This window comes from Sphingopyxis sp. (assembly GCF_050725655.1).
Classification (GTDB): Bacteria; Pseudomonadota; Alphaproteobacteria; order Sphingomonadales; family Sphingomonadaceae; genus Sphingopyxis.
This window is the reverse complement of the sequence record NZ_JBOHHT010000001.1, coordinates 1-20,033: the sequence shown is the minus strand read 5'-3', so window position 1 is coordinate 20,033 and position 20,033 is coordinate 1. Positions and strand designations below refer to the sequence as shown.

Genomic DNA, 20,033 nt, shown 5'->3' with positions numbered 1-20,033 from the left:
TCCCTGTTTGATCTTGTTTGGAGGGAAGCTCGCTTTGTCAGACCAATATGTCAACCCATGTTGTATACCGCAAACCGGTTGATCTTGTCCTACCTCTTGTATAGTCCAGTGAACAAGAATCATAAAAAGGGTGAGGCGCAGTGCAGATAAGGGCGGTTTTAACGGTAGCGATGCTGGCCTCGGCGGCACACCCCGCGCTGGCGCGCGACAGGCTGGTGACCGACCAGGCGCAGTATAGGGCAGCGGTAAAAAAGTCGCAGCCAGGCGACACGATCATCCTCGCCGATGGCGAATGGTGCGATTTCCAGATCGTCTTCACCGGCAGCGGCAGCGCCGCCAAGCCGATCACCCTGACCGCGCAGACCAAGGGCAAGGTCACGATCACCGGCCAGTCCAACCTGCGCATTGGCGGCCAGCATCTGCTCGTTTCGGGTCTTGTCTTCAAAAATGGCGCCAGCCCGACCGGTGAAGTGATCAGCTTTCGCCGCGATTCAAAAACGCTCGCGAACGACACGCGCGTTACCGAGGTCGTCATCGACGGTTACAGCAAGGTCGACCGCCGCGCCGAGGACATCTGGGTTGCGCTTTATGGCACTGGCAACCGCGTCGACCATTCGCATTTCGAGGGCAAGACGAACAGCGGCGTAACGCTGGCGGTAATCCGCCGCGCGGGCGAACCGCTCGATAACCGCCACCGCATCGACCATAATTATTTCGGCCCGCGCCCGCCGCTCGGCTCGAACGGCGGCGAGACGATCCGGATCGGCACCAGCGAGGAATCGCTGTCGGCATCCAACACGACTATCGAACGCAATATCTTCGACCGCACCAGCGGCGAGGTCGAGATCGTTTCGATCAAGTCGGGCGGCAATATTATCCGCGAAAATCTGCTGCTCGAAGCGCAGGGGGCGATCGTGCTCCGCCACGGCAACGGCAACCTCGTCGAGCGCAACATCTTCCTCGGCAAGGGCGTGCCCGACACCGGCGGCGTGCGCGTGATCAACCGCGACCAGATCGTGCGCGGCAATTATTTCGAAGGGCTCGCGGGCACCTCGTTCAAAAGCGCGATCAGCGTGATGAACGGCGTGCCGAACTCGGTGATCAACCGCTATCATCAGGTCGCGAATGCCCGGATCGAGGGGAACAGCATCATCGATAGCGCGCGCATCACGCTGGCTGCGGGTGCCGATACCGAACGGTCGGCAGCACCCGTCGACAGCAAATTCGAGCGCAATCTGATTGTCGGTGCAAAGGGGCAGGACCCCTTCCGTGCCGAAGGCGAGATCGGCGGCATCGCGCTGGCGGGCAATGTCGAGGCGAAGGTCGCGAAGCCGTTGCTGGGCGCGGGCGTTGAACAGCGCGACGTGGCGCTCGAACGTGCCGCCAATGGGCTGCTTTACCCGACCGATCCAGCGCTTGCCGCGGTGGGTGCATCGCGCGACCTGAAGCCGGTGAAGCGCGACGAGGTCGGCGCGCCCTGGTATCGCGGCGATGCCCCCGAAGCGGCATTCGGCAGCGGCAGCAAGCGGCCGCTTGCTGCCGGCGCGTCGCTCGCGCAGGCGGTCGCCGATGCGAAGGCGGGCGATACGCTGACGCTCGCAACTGGCACTTATGACGTCGCCGCGCCGCTGACGGTGCGGCACCGGCTGACCATCGCGGGCGCGAGGAACGCGAAGCCTGTGCTGCGTGTCGCGTCGAGCCTAGCGCGCATCGCAGGCGGCGGCGGATTGCGGCTCGAAAATCTGGCGATCGACGCGAGCGGTGCTTCCAGCGAGGGCGCGCTGATCGCAGTCGCGACGGGAGTTGCGCCCAACTATAGCGTCACGCTCGACGGCGTGTCGGTGCGGGGGTCCGGCAAGGGCCGTCTCGACGGCCTCGCTATGGCGCCGGGCACCTTCGCCGACGATGTCACGATCACGAACAGCGACTTTGCCGAGATGGGCGTCGTCGTCGCGGCGACCGGTGAGCAGGAACCCAAAGGCTGGTATCCGATGGAACGGCTGACGATTACCGGCAGCCGCTTCGCGCGCGTCGCGATGGTCGCCGACCTGCTGCGCAAGGGCACCGACGAGAGTACCTTCGGTCCCTGGTTCGCGATGACCGGATCGAGCGTCGCCGACAGCGGCGCGGGCGGTGCGTCGCTGCGCATCTCTGGCGCCCAGCACGCCGACATTGTGCAGAACAACTTCGCCAAGTCGGAGGGCATCCTTGTCATCCATTCGGTCGGCGCTCCCGAAACACGGATCGCGTCGAACGCCTTCGCCGCAACGCCCGCGCCCCGGATCGAGGAATTCGCGTGGAAAGGTCCGCCGCGCGGGTTGATCTCGGGCAATGTCGTGGAGGCGCGCCCGTGACCCGCACCATCGCCCTTTTGCTCGCCGCGGCGGCGCTGCCGGCCATCCCCGTTTCGGCACAGACCCCGCCAGCTGCCTCGGCGCAGGCGTTCGCGCCGCTATTCGCTGCCGAGATCGAGCGCGCCAGGGCCGGTGTCGAGGCGTCGATCAAGGCGGGCATCAATGTGCCGGTGCCGAAGGACCCCGGCGGCGGCTTCACCCATGAACAGCACAAGCGCAATTATCGCACCATCTTCGAGGGTGGCCAGCTTTTCCGCCTGACCGGCGATATGCGCTACCGCGATCATGTTCGCGACCTGCTGCTCGCCTATGCCGATCTCTATCCGGAGCTCGGGCCGCATCCCGCGGCGTCGAACCAGGTGCCCGGCCGCCTCTTCTGGCAGAGCCTCAACGACAGCGTGTTCCTTGTGAACGCGGTGCAGGGTTATGCCGAGATACGGAACGCATTGTCCGCCGCCGACCGCAAGCGCATCGACGATCAGGTGATCCGCCCGATGGCGCGTTTCCTGTCCGACGGCTCGCCCGAGGTGATCAACCGCATCCACAATCACGCGACCTGGGCCGCGGCGGGCGTCGGCCTGTCGGGTTATCTGCTCGGCGACCGCGACCTTGTCGACAAGGCGCTGCTCGGCCTCGACAAGAGCGGCAAGGCGGGCTTCCTCCGCCAACTCGACCTGCTTTTCTCGCCCGACGGCTATTATGCCGAAGGGCCCTATTACCAGCGCTATGCGCTGCAGCCTTTCGTCGTCTTTGCAGCCGCAATCGCGGCGAACGATCCCGACCGCAAGATTTTCGAATACCGCGATGGCATCGTGTTGAAGGCGATCAGGACGGCGATCGACGTCACCCACGACGGCTACTTCCTGCCGATCAACGACGCGATGCCCGACAAGAGTCTGCGCACCGAGGAACTCTATCACGCCGTCGCCATCGCCTATGGCGCGACGAAGGATCCGACCTTCCTGTCGATCGCCGACTGGCAGGGGCGCACGGTGTTGACGCCCGCCGGACAAGCGATGGCGGCCGACCTCGCTGTGGGCAAGGCCAAGCCCTGGCCCTTCGCCTCGCGCAGCCTGAGCGATGGCCCAGAGGGCAAGGACGGCGCGCTTGTGCTGCTCCGCACCAAGGCCGATCCGACCGGTCCGCTGCTCGTCGCGAAGAACACGGTGCAGGGCATGGGGCACGGACATTTCGACCGCCTCGGCTGGCTCTATTATGACGAGACCGGCGCGGTCGTGACCGACTATGGCGCCGCGCGCTTCCTCAATGTCGAGGCGAAGCGGGGCGGGCGTTATCTGCCCGAAAACGACAGCTGGGCCAGCGCGACGATCGCGCACAATACGCTTGTCGTCGATGAGCAAAGCCATTTTGGCGGCGACTGGAAGGCGGGCGAAAAATCGGGGACGCGCCAGCTCGCTGCATCGCTCGAAGGCCCGACCCGCTATGCGATCGGTGAAATCGATAGCGCGTATCAGGACGTCAAAATCCGCCGCGCGCTGCTTCTGGTCGAGGTCGACGGCCTCGCCAACCCCCTCACGCTCGATGTCCTCCACGGGATTGGCAGCGGCAGGCATCGTTATGACCTGCCGCTGCATTTTTCGGGGCAGATTATCGACAGCGACATTGCGTTCGACCGAAAGCTCGCCGAGCGACCCGTGCTGGGCAAGGCAAATGGCTATGAGCATCTGTGGGTCGACGGCGAAGGCAGCAAGGCGGGCAAGGCACGGCTGACATGGATGCAGGGCAGCCGTTTCTACTCGTATCATATGCTCCCGCCTGCGGGCGCGCGTTTCATCGTCGCCGAAAGCGGCGCCAACGATCCCGAGTTCAACCTGCGGCGCGAACCCGCGCTGATCCAGCGCGTCGACGGCGCGGCGGACGCGACCTTCGTCAGCCTGCTCGAGCCGCATGGCGCCTATGATGCATCGGCCGAGACGGTCGCCCAGAGCAGCGCGCGCGTGGTCTCGCTTGAGCATCGCAGGGAAAAGGGCGTCGATCTGGTCCTGATCACCCTCGTCAACGGGCGCCGTATCGCGGTGGCGGTCGCCGACGATGTCGCAGCCGGAGCCAAGCATAGCATCATCGTCGATGGCCGCACGCTCGCCTGGGCCGGCCCTGTCGGACGCCTCGACCTCGCCAAAACCGGAGCGAAGAAATGAGCAATATCAAGGGCCGCTTCCGCTGGTGCGTCATCGGACTGATCGCGCTCGCCACCGTCATCAATTACATCGACCGCAACGCGCTCGCGGTGATGTGGCCCGAGGTGTCGAAAGACATCGGCGCCACCAAGGAAGATTATGCGCTGCTGGTGACGATCTTCATGATCTTCTACGCCTTCGGCCAGTCGGTGTTCGGTCGCATCTTCGACGCGATCGGCACACGGATGGGCTTTGCGCTCTCGATCATCTTCTGGTCGCTGTCGATCGCGGCGCATTCGCTCGTCCGCTCGCTGCCGTTGCTCGGCGTTTTGCGTGCAACACTGGGGATCAGCGAAGCGGGCAACTGGCCCGGCGCGGCAAAGGCGAACGCTTTGTGGTTCCCGTCGCGCGAGCGTGCGCTGGCGCAGGGCATCTTCAACGCCGGCGCATCGCTCGGCGGTATCGTTTCGGCGCCGCTCGTTGCCCTGCTTTTCGTCTATTTCGGCTGGCGCGGCACCTTCCTCGTCATCGGCATCTTGGGTTTTCTCTGGCTCATTCCCTGGCTCTGGTTCTACAAGGCCGACCCCGAAAAACACCCCAGCCTCAGCGAAGAAGAACGCGAATATATCCTAACCGGCCGCACCGAGGCTGGACAGGACGACGGTCGCCGCATCCCGCTCGGCGAACTGCTGCGCTATCGCCAGAGCTGGGGCGTCATCCTGTCGCGCTTCTTCCTCGATCCGGTCTGGTGGCTCTTCGTTTCCTGGCTGCCGATCTACCTGGCCGAAACCTTCGGCTTCGACGTCAAGCAGATCGGCCTCTTCGCGTGGGTGCCCTTCGTCGGAGCGATGTTCGGTAGCCTGTTTGGCGGCTGGCTTTCGGGGCGGATCATCGCTGCGGGCGGCGGCGTGCACAAGGCGCGCACGCTGACCATCGCGATCGGCTGCGCCATCATGCTCCCCGCGCTGCTCTTCACCATCGGTGCGGGCGAGCCGCTCTCCGCGGTGCTGCTGATCGCGTGTATCCTCTTCGGGTTCCAGATGGCGATCGGCAATATCCAGACGCTGCCGAGCGACTTTTTCGGCGGTGGCGCGGTCGGTAGTCTTGCGGGGATCAGCGGCACTGCCGCGGTTGCGGGCACGCTGATCACCACCTGGCTCGTCCCCGTGCTCACCAAGACAAGTTACGCGCCGATCTTTGCGCTGAGCGCGGCGATCGTGCCGATTTCCTTCCTGTGTTTCTGGCTGATCGGCGGACGCGTCGAACCGGTCGTCACCCCACCCACCAACACCCAAGAATAAGGAACTGCATCACATGACTCTCCAGGGGAAAACCGCGCTCGTCACCGGCGGCGGACGCGACATCGGCCGATCGGTCTCGATCGCGCTCGCGCGCGCCGGCGTCCGCGTCGCGATCAATTATAACAGCGGCCGCGAAGCCGCCGAGGACACGCTGAAAACGATCAAGGATGCGGGCGGCGACGCCTTCCTGATCCAGGCCGACGTCACCGACAGCAATGCCGTGAAGGCGATGCTCGACGAGGTCGGCATCGCGTTCAGCGGCCGGCTCGACATCCTCGTCAACCTCGCGGGCGGGATGATCGCGCGCAAGACGCTCAGCGAAATGGACGAAGCCTTCTTCGACCAGGTCATGACGCTCAACCTGAAATCGGTCTTCCTTGTGCTGCAGGCGGCGCAGCCCTTCCTTGGCGAAGGCTCGGCTGTCGTGAACGTATCGTCGCTCGCCGGCCGCGATGGCGGCGGTCCGGGCGCATCGGTCTACGCGACCGCAAAGGGCGCGCTGATGACCTATACCCGTTCGATGGCGAAGGAACTCGGGCCGCAGGGCATCCGCGTCAACGCCGTCTGCCCCGGCCTGATCGGTACGAGCTTCCACGACATTTTCTCGAAGCCCGAGGGCCGCGCCGCGGTCGCCGGCAACACGCCGCTGCGCCGCGAAGGCCATCCCGACGAGGTCGCCGACACGATCGTCTATCTGGCGTCGCCGGCAGCAAGCTTCCTTGCGGGTGTGTGTCTCGACATCAACGGCGGGCTGGGCTTCTCCTGATGCGCTGGCTCATTGCGACGGCCATCGTTGCCCTGCTCGCGAGCGGGGCGCAGGCCCAGACCCGCGAGCGGACCGATGCGCCGCCGCTCGAGCCGTACAAGATCATCCTGGTCGGCGATTCGACGATGGCGCCGCACAGCGGATGGGGCGGGGCGTTTTGCGCGCATCATGTGAAGTCGTCGGTCGCTTGTCTCAACGCCGGTCGCGGCGGACGCAGCACGCGCAGCTATCGTCAGGAAGGCGGCTGGGACATCGCACTCGCCGAGGCGAAGGTGCCGGGCTACCGCGGCACGTGGGTGTTGATCCAGTTCGCGCACAACGATCAGTCGAGCAAATCGGAGCGCTGGACCGACGAGACGACCGAATTCCCCGCCAACCTTCGCCGCTTCGTCGAAGAGGTGAGGGCGGCGGGGGCAACGCCCGTGCTCGTCACCCCGCTGACGCGCCGCGAGTTCAAGGACGGCAAGCTCAGGAACACGCTTGCGAGCTGGTCCGGCCAGGTGCGCGCCATCGCGAAGGCCATGGACGTGCCGCTCGTCGACCTCAATGCGCTGAGCGCCGCGCAGGCGCAGGAAATGGGCGCCGAAATAGCGACAAAGCTCGCACAGGAACCGCCGACCCGCGAGGAACTCGCCGCGGCGAAGACGGGCACGACACTGACCGCGCGCCCGGCACCGCCTGAGCCGGCCCCGATCGCGGGCGATGGCGCGCGCGGACAGGTGACGCGCAAGTTCGATTACACGCACCTCGGAGACATCGGCGCCGAGGTCACCGCCAAGCTCGTCACACAGGCGCTCGCGCGCGCCGTGCCTGCGCTGCGGAGCCAACTGGTTCGTTAGCAAGCAAGTGTATGGCAATATGGACTAACCAATTTGCCATACACAATGGTTGACAAAATTGCAGCCATGCCTGACAGCACAGGCCAGAACAGAATCGACATTTGGGAGAGACGACGTGAATTCTCGTAATCAGATTTGCGCGCGCACGCTGCGTGCCGCCTTGCTGGCCGGCGCCGGTTCGACGCTGCTGATCGCCGCGATGCCCGCGATGGCACAGGACGCGCCCGCGCCGCAGGCCGAACCCGAAGAAGACGCGATCGTCGTCACCGGTATCCGCGAGACGATCCAGAATTCGATCAACACCAAGCGTGAGGAAACCGCGATCGTCGACGCGCTGTCGTCGGACGACATCGGCGATATACCCGCCATCTCGGTCGGGCAGGCGATCCAGACGATCACCGGCGCGACGACGCACCGCGAAAAGGGCGATGCGTCCGAAATCGCGCTGCGCGGCCTTGGCCCCTTCCTGTCGAACGCGACCTTCAACGGCCGCGATGCCTCGAACGGCAGCGGCGACCGCTCGGTGAACTTCAACCAGTTCCCGTCCGAGCTGGTCAACAATATCAAGATCTACAAGACCCAGCAGGCGAGCCTTGTCGAAGGCGGCGTCGCGGGCACGATCGAGATCGGCACGCTGCGCCCGCTCGATTTCGGCAAGCGCCGCCTGCAGGCAGACATCAAGGCGCAATATAATCCCTATGGCGACCGCATCACCGGCGGCGCGGGAGGCATCGGCTGGCGCGGGACGCTGAGCTATGTCGACCAGTTCGCGAACGACACCATCGGCATCGCGATCGGTGTCCAGCGCAACGATACGAACAACCCCGAGGAAACCTACGCCGCGTCGACGACCTGGACGGCGTGCCAGGCTTCGCCCGTCGTCGCGAACGGCAATTGCAACGAATATGAGCGCGGGGAATATGGGCAGAATCTGCCCTTCTACCTCGTTCCCAACGCCTACACCTTCCGCCAGATCAGCGAGACCGACAAGCGCGACGCGGTGTTCGGCGCGATCCAGTTCCGCCCGACCGACACGCTCGACATCAACCTCGATGTCCAATATTCCGACCGTACCTTTGTCGAAAGCCGCCGCGACCTCAACCTGTCCGAAGGCCGCGTTGGCTTGACCAACGTCGTCTATGACGAAAACGGCATCATCCAGAGCCTGAACGGCCTTTCGGCAATCGAATCGAACGGCTCCGAACTGTCACGGTCGGAGGAATATCTGGGCGGCGGCCTGTCGGTCGAGTGGCAGCCGAGCGACCGGCTGACGCTCACGCTCGACGGCAGTTATTCGCGCACGATCCGCAAGGAAATCGAACGCAACGTCCGCCTGCGCACCGCTGCGACCGACGTCAACGGCGTGCGTACCGTGTTCAACAACCGGCGCATCCCCTATAAATACGAGATCACGCCGGGCAGCTTTGTCCCGACGATCACGGTCGACCCGCGCTTCGATCTCAACAATCACGATCTCTTCTGGGAGGACTCGCGCTTCCGGCGCGACGAAGCCAAGCGCCACAACGAGATCTTCGCCGGCCGCTTCGACGCCACCTACGAACTCGACGGTTTCTTGAAGACGATCTCGGCGGGCGGCCGCTGGTCACGGCTCACCTACCGCGATTACGATCTGCGCAACGGCGACTTCAACCTGACCGCCCCGATCGCCGAGGACAAGCGGATCAACAATATCTGCCGCCAGGCGTTCCCTCAGACCGATTTCCTGTCGGCCGCCAAGGGCAACAGCATCAACAGCTGGGCGACCTTCGACGTCGACTGCCTGTTCCGCGAATATATGGGAACCGAGGATCCGGGCCTGCCCGGCGAGAAGCGCTCGGTCGCCAGCCGCGATGTCAAGGAAAGCACGCTCGCGGGCTATGTGATGGCCGATTATGAAGGCGACCTCGGCAGCATGCCGGTGCGCGGCAATGTCGGCGTGCGGGTCGTCAACACGCGCGTCACCTCGAAGGGACTGCGCAGCGACCTCATCGTCGTTCCCGACCCCAGCGGCGACGGCTCCTTCACGCTCGACGAAACCGGTGACTTCGTGACCGAAACGATCAAGAGCAGCAACACGCGTATCCTGCCCAGCGTCAACGCGATCTTCGAGGTGGCGCCGAACACGCTCGTTCGCCTTGCCGGCTATCGCGCCATGTCCCGCCCCAACCCGAGCGCGCTCGGCGCCGGGCGCACGATCACGCTCGAAGGCGCCGGGGATTTCACGTCGATCGAGGATGCGATCGACAATATCCGCGCCAACGGCAGCCCGCGCCTGAAACCGCTGATGTCGTGGAACGGCGACCTGTCGCTCGAATGGTATCCGAACAAGGACAGCCTGCTGTCGGCGACCGTCTATTACAAGCAGTTCACCGGCGGCTTCCAGCCGGTGGTGTTCAACGAGGATTTCACGATCGATGGCCAATCGGTGTCGATCCCCGTCATCCAGACGCGCAACAGCCCCGACAAGTCGCGCATCTATGGTCTCGAACTGACGGCGGCGACGCGTTTCAGCTTCCTGCCCAAGCCGCTCGACGGATTGGGGGCGAAGGTCAGCTACAATTACGCCGATTCCAATTTCAAGACGCAGGATATCCGGCTCGGCGACGTCTATGATCCCGAAACCGACAGCGTGAGCGGCGGCATCATTCCGCCCGCGAACCTCTCGGGCTATTCGAAGCACGTCTTGTCGGCGCAGGCCTATTACGAGATCGGCCCGGTGTCGCTGCAGGCGATCTACAATTATCGCGGAAAATACTTCCAGGACTTTGTCGGCGGCAACAGCCAGCTGCGCTACGTCGCGCCCAGCGAAACCGTCGATTTCCGCGCCTCGCTCGACCTGATGAAGGGCGTGTCGCTCCGCTTCGAAGCACTCAACATCTTCAACGAACCCAAGGCGACCTACATGCCGGTCTATGGCAGCAGTCGCCAGTATCACTATTATGGCGCGAAATATTTCATCGGCATCCGGGCCCGGATTTGAAACTAGTTTCGGTCATGGGCTTCAAACTTGTCATACCGGATTGTATGGACTTCCTGACGCTTGTGCGGGGAGAAGATTGACCATGGCCGAACGCCGCCTTTTCGAAGATGTCGCCGACACGATCCGGCGCCAGATTCTCGACGGAACTTTTCCGCCGGGAACGCGGCTACCCGGCGAGCGCGAGCTGTCCGAGCGTTTCGAGGTCAGCCGGGTGACGATCCGCGAGGCCGAGATTGCGTTGCAGGCGACGGGGTGGATTCACATCCGCACCGGGGCAGGTGCCTATGTCGAGGCGATCCTGCCCGGCGACAATGCGATCCTGCCCAAGGTCAGCGCCTTCGAACTCACCGAGGCACGCTCGCTTTTCGAGGCCGAAGCCGCGGCGCTCGCCGCGCCGACCATATCGGCCGACACGCTCGCGAAACTCGACGAATTGCTCGAGACTATGGCCGATGACAGCAAGAGCGAGGAGGAAATCAGTGCGATCGACCGCGAGTTTCACATGACGATCGCCGCGGCGTCGAGCAACAAGGCGATCATCCATGTGATCGAGAGCCTGTGGCGGATGCGGATGGAATTGCCCGAGGTGCGGAGCAGCCATTCGCTGGTGTGCCGCAAGGACGGCAGCGCGCGCCAGGCCGAACATGCCGATGTCGTCGCGGCGCTGCGCAATCGCGATGCGACCGGCGCCCGGCTCGCGATGCGGCGCCACTTCAACCGTCTGATCGAGTCGATGCTCGACGAGACCGAGGAACGCGCGATCGTCGAACTGCGCCGTCAGTCCGCCGAAAGCCGCGAACGCTATCTGCTCAGCGCAAAACTGGCCTGATGTCGAACCATTTGCTTTCACCGGCCGCCCCGGATCCGGTTGCGGCACTGCTCGACGCACGCCTGTCGGGACGGGCGCTGACCGCCTTTCCCGCGCCGGTGCCGGCCACGCTCGCCGAGGCTTATGCGGCGCAGCAGCGCCTGACCACTGCGCTGGGTGCACCGGTTTGCGGCTGGAAGGTCGGGCGTATCCCGCCGGCATTGATCAAGGTCCTGGGGGCCGAGCGTGTCGCCGGGCCCGTGCTGCGGATCGCCGAACTCGACGGGGACGTTCCGGGCGAGGCAGCGATTTTCGAGGGCGGCGCCGGTGCGATCGAGGCCGAGGTGATGCTGCGCCTTCGCGCGGTGCCCGACCGGCTGACTGGCAGTGACGATGGTGCTGCATGGGTCGACGAGATCCGCGCCGGGTTCGAAGTCGCAAGCTCGCCCGTACCCGATGTCCACGACCATGCCCCCTATGGCATCATCGCCGATGTCGGCATCAACAATGGGCTTCTGTTGGGGCCGAGGCTCGACATCGACGATTTCGCGGCGCTGACCGTCGAAACAAAAATCGATGGCGTGACGGTCGGAACCGGACGCGCGATCGACGTGCTCGACGGTCCCTGGGGATCGCTCAACTTCCTCGTCGACCTCCATCGGCGCGGCGTCATCGAACTGAAGCCCGGGCAATGGATTTCGGCCGGTGCGATCACCGGCGTTCACCCAATCGGCATCGGCAGCGCGGCAACAGCCCGTTTCGGTTCGGCCGTCCATATTGCCTGCACCGCCATTGCGGAAACCGGATTCAAGCCATGATCGCGCCCCAAGGAACCATCGCCTGCTTCGGCGAAATCGTCATGCGCGTCTCGGTTCCGCACGGCGAATTGCCGCTGCAATCGGCGCGATTCGAGGCGCATGTCGGCGGTGCGGAGGCGAATGTCGCCGTTGCGCTGGCGGCGCTTGGCCATGACACGGCGATGATCAGCGCGGTCCCCGAAGGCGCGATCGGCGACGGCGTGCTCGGAGAATTGCGCCGCCACGGTGTCGACGCCGCGCCCGTGCTCCGCCCCGCGGGCCGCATGGGCCTCTATTATTACCTTCCCGGCGGTCCGATGCGGCCGGCCGAGGTCGTCTATGACCGCGCCGGCTCGGCTTTTGCCGGGGCCGGAGCGGGAGATTGGAGCTGGGATGGCCTGCTCGACGGCGTCGGCTGGCTGCATGTGTCGGGGGTTACCCCCGCGCTCGGGCCGGGCAGCGCCGAGGCTGTGCTGGAAGCTGTCACGCGCGCGCGCGCGGCCGGGATCGGCGTGTCGTTCGACGGCAATTGGCGCGGACGCCTTTGGGGCCGCTGGCAGTCCGATCCAGCGGCGATATTGAAGCCGATCGTCGCGCAGGCGACGCTATTGTTCGGCAATCATCGCGACGCGGCGCTGCTCCTCGGTCGCGAATTTTCGGGTGAAGCCGAAGACCGGCGGCGCGAGGCAGCCGTTGCGCTGCTCGATCACTTTCCTTCGCTTTTATATGTTGCGTCCACGGCTCGCGAGATTGTCGGCGCGGACGTGCACCGGATCACGGCGCGTGTCGATAGCCGCGACGAAGCAGGAGTGACCGATCCCACCGTCGTCGCGCCGGTAATCGACCGCGTCGGCACCGGCGATGCGTTCGCAGCCGGCGTTCTCGACGGATTGTGGCAGGGGAGGGGGCTGGCTGACGCAGCGAAGCGCGGCCTCGGGCTATCCGTGCTCAAACATGGTATCCACGGCGATTTTGCGCCATTTTCCCGCGCAATGCTCGACCGGGTTTCCGATGTGGCGCAGGATATTTCACGCTAGGCCGCACCGGCAAGATTGGGCTGAATGTCCCCAGCCCGTTATCGCTCGATGAAAAGGGACCAGTCCGTAAGTTGGCAATTACCGACGTGCCTGGTTTGCCTGCCCAAGCCGCCATCGCCAGTAAAATTGCGAGGCCATCAAAACTGCGAGATCGGGGCGGGCAACCACTGACCCCGCCGAGTTTATGGCTTCAACCAATATGCTGAAAACAAGCCATAAACTACTTACGATGGTGCGGTCGAGAAGACTCGAACTTCCACGGCCTTTCGGCCACAACGACCTCAACGTTGCGCGTCTACCAGTTCCGCCACGACCGCACATCATGATGGTCCGGACGGGTCCGGCACCAGGTAGGAGCGGGCGCCTAGCAAAGCTTTCCGGGTGATGCAAGCGAGCTTCGCCGCATTTATTTTCACAGGTGCGAGCAGACGGCTCCTAGTGCCGCCGTTCTTGTCATCAAACCGACTCGAAAGAGTCACTCAAGTGTCACGGCTCTGGCGTCAGACCGTCATCGAATCACCCTAGTGGCGGCGTCACCGGGGGCGAGTCAGCATATCTCTTCTCGTTCGCCGGTGATTTTTCATCAGGGGCGCCGCTCAACCGATATTGGGGGCGCACACCGGGAACGGAGATTTTCATGGCGGCTTTCGCACGCATTCGTTTGGTCATGCTCAGCGGCGTGGCCTGTTCCATCCTTGCGGCGTGCGGTGCCGACGGCGTCGCATCACCGGGTGAGGGTGTGATCGTCATCCCGACGCCGACCCCCACCCCGACACCGACCCCCACGCCGACCCCGACCCCGCCGGCGACCGTCACCCCCGCCGCGAACTGCCCCAGCATCGCCGGCCCCGACCAGCTCGCGAACCTCGGCACCGTTTCGGGGCCCGGCGGCGAATGGCGCAACTGCGGCTTCCCGACGCGCTTTACCGCGACGACCGCGATTCCGAAGGTCGCGGGCGTTCTCTATTCGCTGCCCGGCCGCGTCGATGTCGGTACCGACCAAGGTGCGACGAGCACGAACAACGTCGTCACGCTGACGATCGACCCGGGCGTCACCATCTTCGGTGCGACGGGCGTTTCCTTCCTCGCCGTCAATCGCGGCAACCGCATCGATGCGGTCGGTACGCCGACGCAGCCGATCATCTTCACCGGCCGCGGTAACGTCGTCGGCTCGGCTGGCGACCAGACGTCGCAGCTTTGGGGCGGTGTCGTCCTGCTCGGCCGCGCGCCGATCACCGACTGTCTCGCACCGGGCGCGGCGCCGGGCACCGCGGCTTGCGAACGCGACACCGAAGGCACGTCGAACGCGCTCTATGGCGGCGCGCAGCCGGCCGATAACTCGGGCCGTATGTCCTATGTCCAGATCCGCTATTCGGGCTTCATCCTGTCGGCGGCGAGCGAGCTTCAGGGTCTGACCCCCTCGGGTGTCGGTTCGAACACCCAGCTCGATCATATCCAGATCCACAACAGCTCGGACGACGGCATCGAAGTGTTCGGCGGCCGCGTGAACATGAAGCATCTGGTAATCACCGGCGCCGAAGACGACGGTCTCGACACCGACGTCGGTTACAAGGGCAACATCCAGTACGTCATCGGCGTGCAGCGCGAAGGCGGTGCAGTCGGCGACTCGATGATGGAAATCGACTCGAACGGCAACGAAGATGCGGTTCCGCGTCAGAATGTCGCGATCTCGAACTTCACCTATATCCACCGCAACAATGCGGCGGGTAACGGCGTGTCGATTCTCGTCCGCGGCGGCGCGGACTATACCTTCGCCAACGGCCTGATCGTCGCTCCGGGCTTCCGCTGCCTCGGCCTCAACAGCGCGACGACGATCAACCCGGCGAACCCCGCGCTCGACGAAGCCGGCCCGCCGGTGTTCCAGTCGATGTCGCTGCAGTGCAACGCCACCCCGTTCCGCGGCACGAGCGGCGTCACCGACGCGCAGGTGCAGACGATCTTCGAAGCCGGCACGAACAACCGTTCGAACTATGTGCCGTCGCTGACCAGCCTGTTCATCAACGGGGCCACCGAAACCGGCTTCACGCCCTTCAACGCGAAGACGCTGAACGCCTTCTTCGACACCACCGCCTATGTCGGCGCCGTCCGCGACGCCAACGACACCTGGTATCAGGGCTGGACCTGCAACTCGTCGACCGCGAACTTCGGCACGACGAGCCGCGCCTGCAGCGCCATCCCGACGACCTGATCGCTCGCGATCCAATTGGGGAGCGGGCACGCCTGACGGGCTGGCCCGCTCCCTTCCTGCATATTCTTGGGGACTTTCCATCATGACCAAGCGGCCGATCTTCGCCAGCCTGCTCCTCCTCAGTTCCGCTCTCGTCGCGCCTGCCGTTCTGGCGCAGGACACGGGCGCCCCCGCGCCTGACGCGCCCCCGGTCACGACCGAAGCTCCCGCAACCGAAGAACCTGCCGCCGACGATTCTGCGGCTGAGGACGACGAACAGGGCGATGTCTCGATTCCCGGCGGCGCCGATCAGGAAATCGTCGTCACCGGCCGCTTTACCCCCAACGTCGTCCGCGCGACCCCCGAAGTCGTTTCGGTCCTATCGTCGGCCGACATTGCGCGTACCGGCGAAGGTGACATTTCGGGCGCGCTGCAGCGCGTCACCGGCCTTTCGGTCGTCGGCGGCGGCTTCGTCTATGTCCGCGGCCTCGGTGACCGTTACTCGCTCGCGCTGCTCAACGGCTCGCCGCTGCCGAGCCCCGAGCCGCTAAAGCGCGTCGTTCCGCTCGACATCTTCCCCTCGAACGTCATTGATTCGACGCTCGTCCAGAAAAGCTATTCGGCGAACTTCCCCGGCGAATTCGGCGGCGGCGTGATCAACCTCACGACCAAGGCGATCCCGCGCGAGCCTTTCCTGACCTTCAGTGGCGGCATCGGCTGGGACAGCGAGACGACGAACGAGCTCGGCTATACCTATTATGGCAGCGACACCGACGGGACGGGCTTCGACGACGGCAGCCGTGACGTCCCGTCGCTCCTGAAGGCCGCGTTCGCCAGCGGCAAGCCGATCCTCGAAGGCGCCGATTTCTCCCAGGAAGATCTGGAATTTATCCAGATGGAGCTAGTCAACAGCGATACGACGTTGCTGCAGCAGAATGATCATATCCCGATCAACTGGTCGGCGGGCGTTACGGGCGGCACGACGATCCCCCTCGCCGACGGCGAACTCGGGATCATCGCGACGGCGGGGATCAGCAACAAGTGGCGCACCCGCGACACGTTGCAGCAGACTTCGCTCAATCAGGATCTGTCGGGCGATCCGCAGACGAGCTACAACCGCGTCATCACCGACAATCGCATCGTCGTGAACGCCCTGCTCGGCCTCGGCCTCGAAATCGGCGAGCACAAGCTGCGCTGGACCAACCTTTTTATCCGCGACACGTTGAAGCAGGCACGTCTCGGCCTCGGGACCGACGCGAATCAGGTCGGCCGCGACATCATGAAGCAGGACACCGCTTGGTACGAACGCCAGCTGATCAACACGCAGTTCGTCGGCGAATTCCACTTTGACCAGCTAAAGGTCGATCTGCGCGGCGCTTACGCCAATTCGCAGCGCGAGGCCCCATATGAGCGCGGCTTCACCTATGTCCGCACCAACCTGCCGACGACGCAGGACCCGACCGGCGACAAGTTCGTCAACGACCTTGGCGGCAACCGCGGCGACGCGACCATCGCCTTTTCGGACCTCAACGAGGATTTGTGGTCGGGCGGCGTCGACCTGTCGTACGAGCTGGCCCCGCAGATTACCGCGACGGTGGGTTACGCCTATACCGACACGAGCCGTACCGCCGTGCGCCGCGCCTTCCAGTTTCGCGCCTCGGGTCTGCCGGTGCCGGTGACGCAGTTGCGCCCCGATTATCTGCTCTCCGACGCGTCGATCCAGCTCTATGACATCACGCTGGTCGAAACATCGGCGCAGGACGGCACCGCCGCCTTCGACGCCGGGCTGACCACCCATGCTGGTTATGCACAGCTTCAGGCCGAGATCGTGTCGGGCATGAACGTCAACGTCGGCGTGCGCTATGAGGATGGCAAGCAGACCGTCGTGCCGATCGCCCTGTTCGGGACGGGCGGAAGTGCGATTGCCGCAACCAATCTCAAGAACGACTATTGGTTGCCCGCCGTCACGCTGACTTGGGAAGTGGCGCCCGATATGCAGCTGCGCCTCAACGCATCGAATACGATCGCGCGGCCCCAGTTCCGCGAACTCATCGCGCAAATCTATCAGGATCCCGAATCGAACCGTCAGTTCCGCGGCAACCCGTCGCTAACAGACAGCGAGCTGTGGAACAGCGAGCTGCGCTATGAATGGTATTTCGCCAAGGACCAACGTTTCACCGTGGCCGGTTTCTTCAAGAAGATCGAGAACCCGATTGAGGCATACACCTCGCTCAGTACCGATTCGATCGCCAACACCAGCTTCGCCAATGCGCCCAAAGCGTTGCTTTACGGTGGCGAGGTCGAGGTTCAGAAATATTTCGCACTCGATACACTGTCGGATGCAGCTTTCTGGGCGAGCCGCCGCTTGGTGCTGATCGGCAACTACACCTACACCAAATCGGAAATTCAGGTCGGCGCTGGCGACACCACGGTGATCAACGGCGTGGTGCAGGCTGCGAGCAACTTCTTCTTCGACGGTTCGCCGCTCACCGGCCAGTCGGACCACTTGGTCAACATCCAGATCGGGCTCGAAGACCAGGACAGGCTGTCGCAGCAGACACTGCTCCTGACCTATGCCAGTCCACGCGTCACCAGCCGCGGTCCGTCGGGTCAGCCCGATATCCGCGAAAAGCCGGGCATCTCGCTCGACTTCGTCGCGCGGCAGGGCATCTCGCTGCTGAACAAGGAAATCGAACTAAAGTTCGAGGCGCGCAACCTGACCGGCCGCAATTACGAGGAAGTGCAAACATCGGGTGATAACCGCATCTTCCTCAACCGTTACAAGCTGGGCCGTACCTTCTCGCTCAGCGCGTCGCTCAAGTTCTAAGGTCAAAATCCTCCCTGTCGCAAAGCGATGGGGAGGGGGCGGCCCGAAGCGGTATTGGATGGAAGGGTTGCTGGTCGATCCCGGCCCTTCCATCAGCCCCTCTGGGGCGCTCATCTTCCCACCTCTGCGGCAGAGGGAAGATCCTTTCGGGTCGCCTCAGCAGACTCGCTCGCTTGTCAAAAAACTGTAATCTTCCGGTCAACTGATTGTCACCGTTCGCCCCTAGGCGATTCGCGAGACAGGTTTTTTCAGTCTGGGGGGACAGAGATATTTCATGGCGACGCTGATGTCCGGATCGGCCGTTCGGCTGCCGCGCGCGCTGCCAGCCTGGTTACGCGCCTGGAGGCGCTCGCCGCGCGAGATCTGGCCGCGACTGCTGGCCGGCCTGCTCGGCGCCTTGCTCATTTGGCAATGCGTCCGGCTGCTCTGGGCACTGCTTACGCCGCTGTCGCCGCTCGGCGCGTGGCAGCCGCAGGCCGCGGTCATCGCATCGCCCGCCGAACGGCGTGCGCTCTTTTCCAGCCTCGATCCCTTCTTCCGTGGCAATGCACAGGGTCCCGCATCGACGACCGTCACCTCGGCGGGCCTGACGCTCTTCGGCATCAACCTCAACGAAGCGACGGGCGGTGGCTCGGCGATCATCGCGGGTGAGGATGGCATCCAGACCAGCTATGCCGTCGGCGACGAGATCGCGCCCGGGTTGAAGCTTGCTGGTGTCGCTTTCGATCATGTGTTGCTCGACCGCGGCGGGGCACGCGAAAGTCTGTTCATCGACCAGAGTGGCGAAGCGCCTGTTGCGAACGCTACAACCTCGCTCCCCGCGCCGACGCCCGAGATCGGAGCCGCCGCCGTCGGCGCGAGTGCGAGCGGCGAAATGACCTCCGCGGCGATCAAGGCTGGCGTCGGCTTTGCCCCGCGTACCGAAAACGGCCGCGTCACCGGCATCGTCGTCCAGCCGCAGGGCGACGGCGCGGCGTTCCGCTCCGCGGGCCTGCGCCCCGGCGACGTCATCCGCTCGGTCGGCGGCCGGCCGATCGGATCGGCGAGCGATGCCGCCGCGCTCGCCAACCAGATTACGCCGGGTGCGCGCATCGCGCTCGAAGTCGAGCGCGGCGCCAGCGTCGTTCCCGTCGCCATTTTCCTCTCGAAACAATAGAGACCCATGCGCCTCAAACTTTCCCTGATGCTCGCCGCCGCACTGGTTTCCGCCACGCCGGGACCCGCGTTCGCGCAGTACACGCTCAACGTTCGCGATGCCGACATCCGCGCCTTCATCCAGGATGCGGCGCGGATTACCGGGCGTACCTTCGTCATCGACGGGCGCGTCAACGGCAAGGTGTCGGTCGTCACCGACCGGCCGCTGTCGCGCAGCGAATATTTCGAGATTTTCCTCGCGACCTTGCGCTCGAATGGCCTCGTTGCGGTCCCCGGACCGAGCGGCAGCTACCGCGTCCAGCCGATCGACGGCGCCGCGGCGCAGCCGGGCCGAATCGGCAGCAGCGGCGCGGCGCAGAACCAGTTCGTCACCGAAATCATCCGTCTGCGTTACATCGACGCGGTCTCGGCGGTCGAAACATTGCGCCCGCTCGTCAGCGCGCAGGGATCGCTGACCGCGAACCGCAACGCCAACAGCCTCGTTGTTGCAGATTTTGCCGACAATATCCGCCGCATTCGTGCGCTTGCGTCGAGTATCGACCGCGACAGCTCGACCAGCCAGATCGTCACGCTGAAAAACGCCGGCGCGCGCGAAATCGCCGCGGCGCTGCAGGCATTGGTGCCGGCGGCGGGCGAAGGCGCGCAGAAACCCGTCGCGATCGTGCCGATCGACAGCAGCAATGCGATCGCGCTGCGCGGCGATCAGGCGATGGTCGCGCGCTTCGTGTCGATGGCGAACGACCTCGACGCGAAGGCGGCGGGCGGCACCGAACTGCGCGTTTACTGGCTCGAACATGCCAATGCCGAAACCCTGCTGCCGACGTTGCAACAGCTCATCGGCGG

The 20,033-nt window shown here is 64.5% G+C and carries 13 protein-coding genes and 1 tRNA gene; 13 read left to right on the top strand and 1 reads right to left on the bottom strand.

Annotation, left to right across the window (positions count from 1 at the left end; genetic code table 11):
* The first annotated feature begins 170 nt into the window (after positions 1 to 170).
* The 9 genes from ACREBX_RS00070 to ACREBX_RS00030 all read left to right on the top strand — a co-directional run bounded on the left by ACREBX_RS00070 (position 171) and on the right by ACREBX_RS00030 (position 13,020).
* Positions 171 to 2,354 carry a chondroitinase-B domain-containing protein gene (locus ACREBX_RS00070; protein ID WP_431559716.1) on the top strand — a complete coding sequence of 728 codons (2,184 nt, stop codon included), beginning with the start codon at positions 171 to 173 and terminating at the stop codon, positions 2,352 to 2,354.
* A complete protein-coding gene (locus ACREBX_RS00065; protein WP_431559715.1) occupies positions 2,351 to 4,513 on the top strand; it encodes a heparinase II/III domain-containing protein in 2,163 nt (720 codons plus the stop codon). The genes ACREBX_RS00070 and ACREBX_RS00065 overlap by 4 nt, the downstream gene beginning before the upstream one ends.
* Entirely contained in the window at positions 4,510 to 5,793 is a 1,284-nt protein-coding gene (locus ACREBX_RS00060) for an MFS transporter (protein WP_431559714.1), read from the top strand. Before ACREBX_RS00065 ends, ACREBX_RS00060 begins: the two co-directional genes overlap by 4 nt.
* A gap of 13 nt (positions 5,794 to 5,806) precedes the next feature.
* The gene (locus tag ACREBX_RS00055; protein ID WP_431559713.1) at positions 5,807 to 6,559 is read left to right on the top strand and encodes an SDR family NAD(P)-dependent oxidoreductase; all 753 of its coding nucleotides are present in this window, start codon (positions 5,807 to 5,809) and stop codon (positions 6,557 to 6,559) included.
* A complete protein-coding gene (locus tag ACREBX_RS00050; RefSeq protein WP_431559712.1) occupies positions 6,559 to 7,398 on the top strand; it encodes a rhamnogalacturonan acetylesterase in 840 nt (279 codons plus the stop codon). The genes ACREBX_RS00055 and ACREBX_RS00050 overlap by 1 nt, the downstream gene beginning before the upstream one ends.
* Positions 7,399 to 7,513: 115 nt before the next feature.
* On the top strand, positions 7,514 to 10,378 hold the full coding sequence (locus ACREBX_RS00045; protein WP_431559711.1) for a TonB-dependent receptor: 2,865 nt from the start codon (positions 7,514 to 7,516) through the stop codon (positions 10,376 to 10,378).
* Positions 10,379 to 10,460: 82 nt separating this feature from the next.
* Positions 10,461 to 11,207, top strand: a complete 747-nt coding sequence (locus tag ACREBX_RS00040) for a FadR/GntR family transcriptional regulator (RefSeq protein ID WP_431559710.1) — start codon at positions 10,461 to 10,463, stop codon at positions 11,205 to 11,207.
* The gene (locus ACREBX_RS00035; RefSeq protein ID WP_431559709.1) at positions 11,207 to 12,004 is read left to right on the top strand and encodes a 2-keto-4-pentenoate hydratase; all 798 of its coding nucleotides are present in this window, start codon (positions 11,207 to 11,209) and stop codon (positions 12,002 to 12,004) included. Before ACREBX_RS00040 ends, ACREBX_RS00035 begins: the two co-directional genes overlap by 1 nt.
* Positions 12,001 to 13,020: a sugar kinase gene (locus ACREBX_RS00030; protein ID WP_431559708.1), complete on the top strand. Its 1,020-nt coding sequence runs from the start codon at positions 12,001 to 12,003 to the stop codon at positions 13,018 to 13,020. The genes ACREBX_RS00035 and ACREBX_RS00030 overlap by 4 nt, the downstream gene beginning before the upstream one ends.
* A 230-nt stretch (positions 13,021 to 13,250) precedes the next feature.
* Here the strand turns inward: ACREBX_RS00030 and ACREBX_RS00025 are convergent.
* Positions 13,251 to 13,337, bottom strand: a tRNA-Leu gene (locus ACREBX_RS00025).
* A gap of 320 nt (positions 13,338 to 13,657) precedes the next feature.
* On the opposite strand from ACREBX_RS00025, the gene ACREBX_RS00020 reads away from it, so the two are divergent.
* The 4 genes from ACREBX_RS00020 to ACREBX_RS00005 all read left to right on the top strand — a co-directional run.
* Positions 13,658 to 15,229, top strand: coding sequence for a hypothetical protein (locus tag ACREBX_RS00020; RefSeq protein ID WP_431559707.1), 1,572 nt, complete (start codon positions 13,658 to 13,660; stop codon positions 15,227 to 15,229).
* An 82-nt stretch (positions 15,230 to 15,311) separates the two neighbouring features.
* Positions 15,312 to 18,035, top strand: a complete 2,724-nt coding sequence (locus ACREBX_RS00015) for a TonB-dependent receptor domain-containing protein (protein ID WP_431559706.1) — start codon at positions 15,312 to 15,314, stop codon at positions 18,033 to 18,035.
* 274 nt (positions 18,036 to 18,309) lie between these two features.
* The gene (locus ACREBX_RS00010; protein WP_431559705.1) at positions 18,310 to 19,191 is read left to right on the top strand and encodes a type II secretion system protein N; all 882 of its coding nucleotides are present in this window, start codon (positions 18,310 to 18,312) and stop codon (positions 19,189 to 19,191) included.
* A gap of 6 nt (positions 19,192 to 19,197) precedes the next feature.
* The coding region (locus ACREBX_RS00005) for a secretin N-terminal domain-containing protein (RefSeq protein ID WP_431559704.1) at positions 19,198 to 20,033 on the top strand (836 nt) is incomplete at its 3' end.

Bases quoted from the DNA above. Each gene is read 5' to 3' on its own strand.
- ACREBX_RS00010 (WP_431559705.1), top strand. From the start codon at position 18,310: ATGGCGACGCTGATGTCCGGATCGGCCGTTCGGCTGCCGCGCGCGCTG.
- ACREBX_RS00030 (WP_431559708.1), top strand. From the start codon at position 12,001: ATGATCGCGCCCCAAGGAACCATCGCCTGCTTCGGCGAAATCGTCATG.
- ACREBX_RS00055 (WP_431559713.1), top strand. From the start codon at position 5,807: ATGACTCTCCAGGGGAAAACCGCGCTCGTCACCGGCGGCGGACGCGAC.
- ACREBX_RS00040 (WP_431559710.1), top strand. From the start codon at position 10,461: ATGGCCGAACGCCGCCTTTTCGAAGATGTCGCCGACACGATCCGGCGC.
- ACREBX_RS00015 (WP_431559706.1), top strand. From the start codon at position 15,312: ATGACCAAGCGGCCGATCTTCGCCAGCCTGCTCCTCCTCAGTTCCGCT.
- ACREBX_RS00035 (WP_431559709.1), top strand. From the start codon at position 11,207: ATGTCGAACCATTTGCTTTCACCGGCCGCCCCGGATCCGGTTGCGGCA.
- ACREBX_RS00070 (WP_431559716.1), top strand. From the start codon at position 171: ATGCTGGCCTCGGCGGCACACCCCGCGCTGGCGCGCGACAGGCTGGTG.
- ACREBX_RS00020 (WP_431559707.1), top strand. From the start codon at position 13,658: ATGGCGGCTTTCGCACGCATTCGTTTGGTCATGCTCAGCGGCGTGGCC.
- ACREBX_RS00050 (WP_431559712.1), top strand. From the start codon at position 6,559: ATGCGCTGGCTCATTGCGACGGCCATCGTTGCCCTGCTCGCGAGCGGG.
- ACREBX_RS00060 (WP_431559714.1), top strand. From the start codon at position 4,510: ATGAGCAATATCAAGGGCCGCTTCCGCTGGTGCGTCATCGGACTGATC.